The 11,722-nt window shown below is 71.6% G+C and carries 4 protein-coding genes and 1 pseudogene; 4 read left to right on the forward strand and 1 reads right to left on the reverse strand.

Annotated features, from left to right (window positions below; all coding sequences use genetic code 11):
* The 4 genes and pseudogenes from ABZV94_RS36065 to ABZV94_RS36080 all read left to right on the forward strand — a co-directional run.
* A pseudogene (locus tag ABZV94_RS36065) lies at positions 1-1,267 on the forward strand (hypothetical protein); the annotation flags it as partial.
* Positions 1,268-1,302: 35 nt separating this feature from the next.
* Positions 1,303-4,929, forward strand: coding sequence for an AAA domain-containing protein (locus ABZV94_RS36070; RefSeq protein ID WP_356348223.1), 3,627 nt, complete (start codon positions 1,303-1,305; stop codon positions 4,927-4,929).
* Between the two features lie 65 nt (positions 4,930-4,994).
* Positions 4,995-8,216, forward strand: a complete 3,222-nt coding sequence (locus ABZV94_RS36075) for a hypothetical protein (RefSeq protein ID WP_356348225.1) — start codon at positions 4,995-4,997, stop codon at positions 8,214-8,216.
* On the forward strand, positions 8,213-10,597 hold the full coding sequence (locus tag ABZV94_RS36080; protein WP_356348228.1) for an ATP-binding protein: 2,385 nt from the start codon (positions 8,213-8,215) through the stop codon (positions 10,595-10,597). The genes ABZV94_RS36075 and ABZV94_RS36080 overlap by 4 nt, the downstream gene beginning before the upstream one ends.
* Before the next feature lie 333 nt (positions 10,598-10,930).
* On the opposite strand, the gene ABZV94_RS36085 is transcribed toward ABZV94_RS36080, so the two are convergent.
* Positions 10,931-11,683 carry a type 1 glutamine amidotransferase domain-containing protein gene (locus ABZV94_RS36085; RefSeq protein WP_356348231.1) on the reverse strand — a complete coding sequence of 251 codons (753 nt, stop codon included), beginning with the start codon at positions 11,681-11,683 and terminating at the stop codon, positions 10,931-10,933.
* Positions 11,684-11,722: the final 39 nt, after the last annotated feature.

Genomic DNA, 11,722 nt, shown 5'->3' on the forward strand with positions numbered 1-11,722 from the left:
GCCGGTGCACGCGGTGACGGCGTTCACGGACCCGGAGGACGGGGTGGTGCTGGCGACCGCGGGCCAGGACGGGACCGTACGGCTGTGGGACCCGCGCGGACACTGGGAGCTGGGGCGGCTGTCGGGGCATGAGGGGCCGGTGCACGCGGTGACGGCGTTCACGGACCCGGAGGACGGGGTGGTGCTGGCGACCGCGGGCCAGGACGGGACCGTACGGCTGTGGGACCCGCGGGGCAGGAGCGCCACCGGACAGCCGGCGGCACCGCCGCCCCCGGTGCGGGCACTCGCGGAAGCCGTCGACCCGGCTCATGGCGGCGTGCTGTGCGTGGCGTACGCCGACGGGAGCCTCGCCCGCCTGAGCGCGGCCGACGGCGCCGCGCTCGACGCCCCGGACCCGGGCGGCGACGTCCTTGCCCTGGCGTCCCTGCCGGACCCCGAAGGCGGGACCCTGCTGGCCACGGCCCACAAGGATGGCACCGTCCGCATCGACGGCACCCCCACCGGTGGTGAGCAGCGGGGCGACGGGGCCGCGGCGGGAGAGCGGGTCGACGAGGCCGTGCCGGCCGAACGGGACAGCGCCGGGCGGGGGGACGAGGACGTACCGGCGAAGTCGCTCGGCAAGCCGGTGCCCGCACAGCGCCTCGCCCCGCCCCCGTCGCCCCCCGTGGCGCCCGTCGAGCTCCTCGCCGGGCTGCGACTGGCCGGGGGGCGTCCCGCCTTCGCCGGGCTCACCGCCGCCGGGGAACTGCGCTGGTGGGACGCGCGCAGCGGCGCTCTCCTCGGGAGTGTCCCGACGGGGCTGCCCACGCCCTTCACGGCGATGACGGCCATCCCGTACGACACGACGACCGCCCTCGCCGTCGTCGGCGACGGCGGCCACCACGTCTCGTGGTCGGCCGCCCCGGACGGTCCCTGGAACCCGCTGTTCTCCGGCCGGTCGGGCAGGCTCGCCGCGGCGGCCGTGGTCCGCGGTCCCACGGAGGCGCACCGCGTCCTGGTCACCGTGGGCCGGGAGGGAGAGCTGCGGGTGTGGGACCGCACGGGCACCCGGCTGCTGCACACGGTGCGGCTGGGACTGCGCTGCCACGCCCTGACCGGACTGGGCGAGGGCGGCCTCGCGGTGGGGACGCAGGACGGGGTCGTCGTGCTCGACCTCGATCCGAGGGCGTGGGCCGACGCGGACGAACCGGACGGTGAGGACACGGGCCGCGGTGGCGCGGTGTTCGCCGAACCAGCTGACAGGCCGTCGGAAGTCGCCCGAGAATGACGGCACGAGGGGACGCCGAGGGGAACGGGGCGCCGTTGAACGACGTAGAGAAGTACAAGGAACTCATAGACCGGCTGTTCTGCCGGGACAACGCCCAGTTCGAGGGTTACACGCTGTTCGGCGAGCCGGAGATCGTGGTTCCCGAGCGCCTGGTGCGGGCGACCCTGCACCGCCGTACCGACGCCCCCCACGGGCACGACGCCTACCAGCTCACGATCTTCGACAGGATCACCGACCTGGCCGGCGAATTATGGGAGCACACCGCCCGCAACCTGCTCCGGGTGGGCGCGCTCAACCACCCGGCACTGCCGCAGATCGCCATGGGCAAGTTCGTTCCGAGCGAGGACATCGCCTTCACCCTCACCCGGGAGCGCGGCAAGCCCGTCAACATCGACCACACCGTGGACTGGGCCCACCGCAACCCGGTCCGGGCCTTCGAGCACTTCAGCACTCTGCTGGACGCCCTGAACGAGCTGCACTCGGCGGGCATCATCCACCGCAACCTCACCGCGGCCTCCCTCAACACCCATGTGATCGACATGTCGGAGCCGGACGAGGTCGACATCGTCCTCTCGCGCTTCGAGATGAGCACGCTGATGGGAAACGTGATCCGCACCGTGGGCGCGGGCAGCGGCGCCGAGACGGTGGCCGAGGTCCGCCAGTTCTACACGGCCCCCGTCGGCATCGAGCCCGAACGCCATCTGGCGTACCTGGCACCCGAGTTGCACGCCTACCTCTTCGACGAGCACACCAGTGTCCGCCGGGACTGGGTGACCACTGATGTCTACGGACTGGCGGCCACTGCCTGGGAGTGGTTCTGCGGACGCATCCCCGATGTGCTGCCCGAGCCGTACGCGGAGGTGCGGCGGGCCGGCCCGGAGGACCGCAAGACCGCCCTGGCTCAGCTCCAGCGGGCCATGGTCTCCCGCCTCGCCTCCGCCGGACTGCCCACCGCCCTCGCCGACGCGCTGCGCCGCATGCTGGAACCCCACCCGGACAGCCGCTGGACCGCCTACGAGGCGGCCAAGCACTTGGGGGAGAACTGGCAGAAGATCCGCGCCCACTGGGCTCAGCCGGAGGAGAAGCGGCCCCGGCTCGTGGCCTTCATGCCGGACGAGAGCGTGCAGATGCTCTACGAGCAGCGGAAATGGATCCGGCACTCCCCGGCCACCCCGGTCGGGCAGGAGGAGCTGCGGTTCTTCCTCCAGCACGAACTCGCCGAGGCGGTGCTCGTCCACTCGGCGCGCGGCGCACTCGGTTACGCCACCGGACCGGAGGACCGGCTGAAGGAGGCGCAGTGGGTGCTGATCGGGCGGCGAGCCGTCTGGTTCTGCGCCGTCCTGTACGACCCCGTCCCCATGACGAACAGTCGCAAGCACTTCGAGCAGATCCTGGTCATCAAGTACCTGCGGGACAAGGACATCACCATGGAACTGGTGACGGCCAAGCGCAGGCGCAAGATCGAGAGCGGGCTCGAACTGATCCCCTTCCGGCCCGGTCAGAACATGACCGAGGTGGTCAAGGGCCGGCGCTCGTGGACGGACCTCCAGGAGGCGGTGCGCGGACACGCCCGCACCGACACGCTCAACGAGATGTACCTGCGCTCCCTGCAGTTCCTCCTCACCTACCAGCGCACGGTGCTCCAGGCCCGCTCCTACCCCTTCCGGGTGGTCGGCGCCGTCCAGCAGGGCACGGTCACCATCGAGTTCGACGAGGAGGCGGACGCCGACCGGCGGCACTCGTCCCCGATGCTGTCGGCCTACGCGCTCGACGAGCGGCGCCGGCCGCGGTTCGCGGACTTCTTCGCCGGCCTCGACAGCGAACGCGAGGACAAGGCGACCCTGCTGAACGTGGTGAGCCGCGGCTCCACGCGCGAGCCCTACTTCGGCGGCAAGACCGTCACCGCGGTCTTCCAGGAGTACGTCGACCCGTACACGATCAAAGTCTCCGTGCAGGGCGCCGGCAGCATCCCCAAGGCGGGCTGGATCCGGCACGACGACGACGGTGGCACCAGCCCCCAGCTCGACCGCCAGGAACGGGGGCTGGCCCTGCTGCGGGCGCAACCGCTGCTCATCGAGTCGCTGCGTGAGCCGTTCTCCTTCGACCTCGGGCGAGGCCGCTGGATCGACCCGCGCCCGCTGGAGGGCGAGGTCGACTTCGACGCCGTCTCCCGCAAGCTCATCGAGCGGATGCTCGGAACCCACCCGTTCTTCGCCCTGCAAGGACCCCCCGGTTCCGGCAAGTCCACACTCACCGCCGCCGCCGTCCGCCGTAATCTGGCCGTGGAGCAGGGCGCCCGCATCCTCGTCACCTCGCAGTCCAACCACACCCTCGACGGACTGGCCCGCAAGCTGATCCAGCAACAGAGCCCGCGCACCCTCATCCTGCGCGAGACGCCCGCCGAGAAGGAGGACGAGGTGCGGGACGCCCTGGTGCGCGCCCACACCCTCACCCATCTGACCCGGTCGGTGCAGGAAGCCTCGACCCGGCTGCTCAGGGCCCGGCTCGCCCGCAAGCCCTACGAGCATCCTCCCTACGACGACACCCCGTACTCCCGTGACCTCATCGAACTGGCGGAGCGATGGTGGATCGACCTGCGGAACCTGCCGCCGCTGAAGGGGGCCCGCCGGGAACTGGCCGAGCAGTGGCTCAAGCACATCACCTCCAATCAGCTGGAACTGAGCGACCGGATCCGTAGCGGCGCGAGCGTGGTCCTCGCCACCTGTTCCATCGCCGCCACCGTCAACGACGGGCGCTGGGACCCCAAGGACCTGTTCGACTGGGTGATCGTCGAGGAGGCCGCCAAGGCGTGGTCCACGGAGATCATCGTCCCGCTGGTGCTCGGCGTGCGCTGGACCCTCATCGGCGACCATCTGCAGCTCGGACCGCACCGCGAGGAAGAGCTGGAGGCTTTCCTCGACTCCCTGCGCAACCACCCGGACCCTCTGGTGGCCCTGGAGTACGAGCAGAAGGACGACCATCTCAAGGCGCTGCGGCTGTTCCAGCAGATCTTCGCGGGCAAGACCGAGGCCGACTACAAACTGGCGGACTCGGCCGTGGGCCGGATCGAGAAGCAGTTCCGCATGGACAAGACGATCGCCGAGCCGGTCAGTCGCGCCTTCTATCCGCGCGTGCCGCTGCGCGAGGAGGACGGACTGCCCCTCAGCTTCCTCAAGACCGAGCGGCACAAGCCGCACGACCTGACCGAACCGCCCTTCCTGCGCGGCCGGCCGCTGGTGTGGGTCGACACCGGTGGCTGTGAGGGATTCGGCGATGAACCCCGCTGGCGGAACGAGGGCGAGGTGAACCTGGTGGACCGGATCGCCCAGTCGATGCTGCCGGCGTCCGCGCCGCCCGACCGCCTCGACGACGACGGCAGCCTCGCCGTCCTCACGCCCTACAAGGCCCAGTTGGAGCTGCTGAGCGGCCGGGACTCGGTGCGCGGCCGTGAGTACACCGTGCACGCCTTCCAGGGCCGGGAGGCCGACCGGGTCATCGTCTCCCTGGTGCGCTCCACCGCAGACCCCGGCGGCGGCATCGAACGCAACGTCGGCCATGTGGGCCGACGGGAACTGATCAACGTCCTGATGTCGCGGGCCAAACGGCTCCTCGTGGTCGTGGGCGACCTCCAGCATTTCGCCACCTACGGCGGCGAGCACTGAGCGACGGTGATCAAGGTGCTGCGTCACTACGGCGAGGTCGTCTCCGCCGACGAAGTGAGGACGCGATGAACGATCTCGTCCAACTGGCGCTTCCCTGCCGCATCGTGACCCTCAAGATGGAGGTCGGTCCGGAGGAGGGCGACACCACCCTGGAGACCCTCGTCACCAAGGCCGTCGGAGCCGGGCTGACCAAGGTCCAGGAGCTGGCCGACCTGTTCGTGCTGCCCTACCGGGTGGTGCTCGACGTGGTGACCTCACTGTGGACCCGCGGACTGCTCACCATCGACCTCCAGAGCGGCGCGCTCGAACTGAGCGACGGGGGCCGCGACAGCATTCGCGCGGCCGCCGGCACCGCACCCGCCGGCGGCACGACGCAGGAGACACGCGCCTACCTGTTCGAACCGATCACCGGCAGCTTCTTCGCGGAACGGGAAGGCACCTCCAAGGCACCCCCGGGGGCTCTGCGCGCCCCGGTCGACCACAGCCTGCGGGCCTCCGACCTACCGCCCCGCGACCTGCTGGCCGCGGTCCGTGCGGCCACCCGGTACGGCGGCGGGGCCGGCTTCAGGCGCCGCATCCTCAACGTCAGCTTCGGCAACCCGCTGCTCCAGCCGCCCGATGAGATCCGCTGGTTCACCGTCGGCGTGCAGGTGCAGACCGACGAGGACAGCGGACGGCTCACCGTGTCCGTCTCCGACGCGGGAAAGCGGTTCTGGAGCGCCCGCGCGGAGTCCCGCTTCCAGGAGTACTTCGCCCGGCTCGGCGACAAACAGCCCGACAGCGGTCTGGTGCAGGCGCTGCGCGGCAGGGCGAGCCGGGTGCTGCTGGAGCCCGAGGGGGTCCCCCAACTGCTGGTCCGGCTCGCCGCCCAGGTGGAGAAGCTGCCGGCGACCGAGGCCGCGCACACGGCGCAGGCCCAGAAGAAGATGGAGGACCTCGGACGCCGCGTCCAGCAACGGCTGCGGGCACTGCTCCAGGCACGGGCGGACCTGGAGCCGATCGAGAGCGTCCAGGGGCACGAGTGGGCGCTCAGATACCTGCTGGAAAAGGCTCAGCGGCAGCTCGTGATCGTCTCCCCCGCGATCCGCTACTCCACTCTGAGCGGACTGCTGCCCGATCTGCGCGCCGCGCTGAACCGCAAGGTCCGCATCGTCGTGTCCTCGGGACGCACGATCAGCGACACGCTGGCCCCGGAGGTGCGCACCGCGCTGAACGAGCTGGCCGCCAAGTACCCCGGCCGGGTGCTGCTGTCCTCCGCGAGCGCGCGCACCGCTGCGTGCGTCGTGGTCCAGGACAACGTACGCGCCTACGTCAGCGCGCACAGCCCACTCGACCTGGTGAGCGGCTTCGGCGGCGAGATGACGGGGCTGCTCATCGAGCCGTCGAAGTACGGCCCCGCACTGCCCGGCTGCGTCACCGAACTGCTGCTGTGGGTCCGCCGGTCCGGGTTCGCCGGACAGGACCGGCTGAAGATCCTCACCCAGGAGGCCGAGTTCCCCGAGGCCGAGGCCGGCCCCGCCGAGCCCTTCGGCGCCGAGAACACGGAGACCCCGCTGCCGCCGGGCCCTGCCGACAGCACCCCGGAGATGCTGCGGATCTGGGCGGCGAGCTGGCGCGAGTACCAGGCCGCGCTCAGTGACACCGTACGGCAGGCCACGGACGAGGCGCCGAGCGTGGAAGTGGTGGAGGACGGCGCCCACCAGGACTACCTCTGGCAGGCGCTGCACGGTGCCACCACCCGGCTGGTCCTCGCTGACGACCGCATCAGCCCCCGCGCCGCCACCGAACGCGTCGCCCGAGCCCTGCGGGAACGCGCCGAGCGCGGCGCCGCCGTGCACCTGGTGCAGCCCTCCCCGGGCAGGGACGCGGACGCCGTGCAGGCGTTCACCGGCGTCGTCGAGGCGACACCGGGCATCACCGTGCACCGGCGTCGCCCGGGCGTCCGGGTGGTGGTCTGCGACGACACCCTCCAGCTCGGCAGCTTCGCCCCGCTGGGCCGTAACTCCGCCCGCGCCGAGGGGACCGGCACCGCCAGCCAGGTCGGGGTGCGGGTCTACGGCGCCGGGTTCGTGGCCGACGTGCTGTCCCGGCTGGGCGTCGCGCAGGACCCGGAGCCCGAACCGGCGCAGGGGGAGACCGGGCCGCCGGCCGCGCGGGTCACCGACGGCGCGATCGCCGCCTACGGTGCTCTGGAGAAGGCGCGCCAGGCCCATGCCGAGGGCCGCTACGGCGAGGTGATGACGGAACTCCTGGGCGACCTCGACGACCCCTGGCGGGTCCTCGAGGTGTGGGAGGAGCGCGAGGTCCCGGTCGCCGATCTGCGCCGGGGCGCCGCCACGCTGCTGCGGTCGACCGACCGGGTGCCGGCCGAGCACCGCCGTCGGTGGGCCCGCTGGCTGATCAGGGACGCCTGGAGACGGCACGCCTTCTTCGAGGCCGCGCTGATCGGTCGCATGCTGGCGAACGACGGCGAGCCGCTCACGGCAGCGGTGTGCACGGCGGTGCTGCCGCTGGAGTTCGGGCCGGTGGGCGGAGCCCTGGAGGTCGCCGCCCTGGAGGTCGAGGATCCCCGGGACCAGAGCGCCGCGGCCGTCGGCGGACTCGCCGAGACGCTGCTGTGGGGCGGCCCCTCCGGTGGCCAGGTGGTCGAGCTGCTCCGGGAGGCGCTGCCGCCGCGGTGGCGCGAGTTCGCCGATGTCGCCGGCGAACTGGGGCCGCTCGACGGCGGCCTGCCGCTGGACGCGTTCACCGCGCAGCTCGCCACGGCCATGACGGCCGCGGAGGTGGAGGAGCGCTGGGCCGAGCTGGCCCGCAGGATCGACGAGATCCGGCGGCGCCGCCAGCGCTTCAACTTCGACGCGGGCCAGGCCTGGCACGACGGGATGTTCGCAGCCGACGGCTTCCTCACCCGCATCGAGGCGGCTGCCACCGATCCCGCGCTGCGCCCCGCGCTCGGCTCCGGCCTGCCCTCCGACGTCCGCCGCCATGTCGACCGGCTGGTCGCGGACGCCGGGCAGGAGCGCATCCAGTGGGGCAGGCAGACGTCCTATCTCAGCCGCATCGAGGCGCTGGTGCTGGAGGCGCGCAGCCTGTCCGCCGCCGCGAGCCGGGCCGACGCCGGGGCATCGGTCCCGATCGCCTTCCGTGACTTCGCCGTGGGGACGGCCCAGGCATGGGACGGGCTGTTCAGCGAGGCGGACGTCCTTCAACCGCCGTATCGCCACCCCGCGCTGGCCCTGCTCCAGCGTCTGGAACCGGTGGCCAAGTGGGCAAGGGTGCACGCATGACCGACGACCCCCTGATCGACCTGCTGAGCCGGTGGCCGGGGCGGTTCCGCTTCGGCCGGCTGGCGGTGGCGCTGCGCACCCCGGAGCGGCTGGACGAGGGTGTCCTCGTCGACGCCGTGCTGCGCGGCATCGCCGAGGACGAGGACGAGCAGTCGGCCTTCGACAGCCTGCTGCGGGAAGGTGAGCTGGAGGCCGCCGAGTACCTGCTGGAGAACGGCCCGTTGCCGGACCGGGCCGGCCTGTCCGGCCGCCTCCAGGCCCTCGCCGACCGCCGTCAGGAGCTGCGCGACGAGCTCAGGGACCGCTGCGACGTCCTGAGGAAGCGGGCAGGCGACGCCGACCTGGCCCTGCCCGAGCTGGACATGGCGGAACTGGAGTGGAGATGCGCCGTGTCCTGGCCGGAGACGCTGCGGCTGCTCCGGGCCGCCGAGACCGCACTCGAGGAGGGGCTCGTGGCGGGCCGGAAGGCCCTGCTGGCCCGGCTCGCGGAGCGGGAGGAGGGGGGCGCGACCGACCCTGCGTGGGCGGAGTCGTGCCGTGCGCTCATCGACGCGGGGCTGCTGCGGGTCGCGGCCCGGCAGATCGACGACGGGACACGCGGTGCCGGCCCGGAGCGGGTGCCTCCGCTGCCCGCCTGGAACCCCGAGCTGTCCCCGGCGCAGCTCCTCGAGTGGCACCTCGACCCCGTCCAGCGCCAGCGACAGGTGCGCTACGCCGACTGGGCACCGGCCGACGACTCCGCCCGGGAACTGCTGGAGGCGTACGCCTCCCTGGACGACGGAGGCTTCGTCGCGGCGCAACGCTTCACCACGGCGTTCAACGCCTACCTGCATTCCGACGACCCCGAGCGGGCCAGGCCCGAGGAGATCACCGGCGGCTACCTCACCACGGTGACGAGGGCGTTCGCCGACCCCGAGATCGAGCGGTTCCGGCCCCTGGGCAACCTGGACCTGTTCATCGGTGGTCCCGAGACCAAGGAGCCGGAGGGCCTGGAGGCGATGCCGCCGTACGTCGCCGTGGGCCCCGCCCTGGCCGCGTCGGCGGACCGCGGCCCGTGTGCGGTGCTGCTGCTGCGGGACCTGCTCCAGCTCGCCACCCTGCGTACGGGCCGGTCCACAGCACTGGTGCGCCTGCTGGGGCGGCAGTGGCCGCTGGCGGCATTCGTCGGCCGCACCCCGGACGTACTCGACGAGCGACTGGGGCCGGACGAGGCCACGCGATGGTCGACGCTCCGCTGGGTCCTCGACCTGACCGGGCTCGGCGGCATCGTCGTCGCCGATGCGCTCGCGTTCGCGACCGGCTGGGATCCCGCGCTGCTCCACCTGTTCCTCCAGGCCCTGGCCGAGCGGCAGGGCCGGGCCGGAGGCGGCGAGCGGTGGCTGTCCCGGTGGCGGGAGGAACGGCAGTTCAGTGCCGCCGTCGAGGACACGGTGCTCCGGCCGCTCGGCCCCTCGCGGATCGCGCATATCGCTTTCTGGGCCGCGCTCACCGCGGCGCCGGCCGGCGAGGAGGTCACGGCGGACGAGCTGCTGGCGGTGGCGCAGCTCACGGCCGACCTGGTCCCCGACGCCGACGTCCTGACCGCCGCCATGGCCGGGCTGGGCCGTCTCCGGCTGACCGAGCAGGCCTCCGTGGAGCGCGTCCGGCTGCGCCGCTGCGGGGTGCTCACCTTCCTGGGCGAGCGGGCGGAGCAGCGACTGGAGACGGCCCTGCGGGACTGGGCGGCACACGCGGAGGCGGCCGCGTCCGAGGACCACGGTCATGCCGTACGCCTCTGGGAGGCCCGGCGGCACGGTCTCAGCCCCGACTACGAGGCGTACCTGGCCGTCCTGGAGGGCGCCACCATGACCGCCGACCTCGACGCCCGGCTGGCGGGGCTGGCACGGCAGACCGCCGAGTTTGCCGTGGACGAGCGGAGCGTGGCCGGGACGACCGATCTGATGCCCGTGCTGCGCGAGACCATCGGCCTGTGGCAGCAGGCGTTCCCCGGCGTGCAGGTGGAGACCGGCGGACCCGACGCCGCCGTGGCACGGATCAGCGCTCGCGCCGCCCAGGTGCTCCTCTACGAGCTGCTGGCGAACGCCGGTGAGGAACTGGCAGGTTCGGAGTCAGGGCGCCTCTCCGTGCATGTGGAACCGTACGGCGACGAGTGGCTCGTCGACGTCCGCGACAACGGAGCGGGGATCACGTACCCGCCGGGCCGGGAGGACCTGGTCTTCCGGGCGGGCCGCTCCACCAAGGGGGAGGGCCGGGGCGACGGTCTCCACCGTGCCCGCGACATCGCCGAAGCGGCCGACGGCGCCCTTCTGCTGGTCTCCCGCGCGGACGGCCACCCCATCTTCAAGGGCGCCCATTTCCGACTCATCCTGGCGAAGGGCTGACTATGTGCACAACCTCAGGTCGAAATAAGGATGGAGCCGTATCGGTAGCGGCAAGCGACGCTGGCCACGCGCCCCAACTCCTGGATTGCCCCGTGCTCCGACGTATGTACTCCGGCGTTGCTCTCGCACGGGCGAGGTGGCACCTCTGTCGAGGCGTGTTCTGCGAGGCTACGAGCGGCACGTCAATCAAGACTGGCCGAAGATGCGGGCACGACCTGGTGGGCTGGGTCGATGGCGCCCTGCCAGCACCGTGCCCGGCTGTCGAACGCCGCAGCTGTCCGCCGTCGTTGCCGGCAGCGCTGCCGTCTTCCGGAGCTTGTGATCGCCTCTCCGTCACGCGGGGCTCAGCTGCTTGACGACTGCCTCGGCCACGGCCCTGGCGCTGCCCGGATTCTGACCCGTGATCAAGCGTCCGTCCTCGACTACATACGTGGCGAACGGCTCGTCGGCCGTGCTGTAGTTGGCGCCGAGCTTCTTCAGCTCCTCTTGCAGGTTGTAGGGGACCGCTTGTGCCCTGTTCGCCAGTTCCTCTTCTGGCCAGGAGAACCCGGTGACCCTCTTGTCCTTGACCAGGGGATCCCCGTTGCTCAGAGTCACGTTGAGCAGGCCTGTAGCGCCGTGGCAGACGGTCGACACGACTCGGCCGGTCTCGTAGAACCTGGCCATCAGGTCTTCCAGCTCTTGGCTCTGAGGGAAGTCGAACATGACCCCATGGCCACCGGTGAGGTAGATGGCGTCGTAGTCCTCGCTGTTCACCTCTGAGATCTTCTTGGTGTCCTCAAGGAGGTCCATGAACTTTCTGTCCGCGTAGCGCTTGTCAGTCCCTAGCTCCGCTAGGACCTCGTGCGACAGGCTCTCCGGATCGATGGGAACCTTGCCGCCCGATGGGCTGGCAATGTCCATGGTGAATCCGCGCTGCTCGGCGACGTCCCAGAAGTGAGTCAGCTCCCCGAGCCAGAGCCCCGTCCGCATGCCGACCTTCTGATATTCGTCGACGTTGGTGACGATGACCAGGATCTTGTTTTTGGTTGCTGTCCAAGTACTCCTCTGAGTGCACCACCGAGTACGAAGTTGTGTGCACCACAGCTCAGGCGACGTCGGTGTCCCGCTCGATGGCCTGGAGGC

Source organism: Streptomyces sp. NPDC004658, assembly GCF_040609555.1.
In the GTDB taxonomy this organism is placed as follows: domain Bacteria; phylum Actinomycetota; class Actinomycetes; order Streptomycetales; family Streptomycetaceae; genus Streptomyces.